General features: G+C 39.2%; 1 pseudogene. It reads right to left on the reverse strand.

Going from position 1 to position 388, the window contains the following annotated elements:
• A pseudogene (locus SB719_RS19125) lies at nt 1-388 on the reverse strand (hypothetical protein); the annotation flags it as partial.

The following is a 388-nucleotide window of genomic DNA, read 5'->3' on the forward strand; positions in this document are numbered from 1 at the left end:
GATTTAACCAACCGTCTTTTTCTCCCCACACAATATATGATTCTGGTTTGTTTAACTGACGAATTTTAGAATAGCTTGTACCAGGTCCTTTACGTAAGTTAACGTTAGAACCTTCAATATAAGCAATACCATCTGTTACAGCTGTTGGCACTTCTGCTGGCTTAGATGGTTTTTCAGGAACAGAAACATCTACACTAGAATTATTGTATGCACGTTGTACATCTGCTCTAAATTGCGCTTCAGATACACCATGGCTACGTAAGTAATCAAGTGGGTCTTCATGGTCTGTACCGCCAAGGTACTTCGTCACATCATAGTGAGTCCATAATCCTTTTTCTACAGATAAACCGCGGTCACGTAGAATTTTAGCAAGTAACTTCACGTATTT

The sequence above is a fragment of the Pantoea sp. SIMBA_079 genome (genome assembly GCF_046940275.1).
GTDB lineage: Bacteria > Pseudomonadota > Gammaproteobacteria > Enterobacterales > Enterobacteriaceae > Pantoea > Pantoea borealis.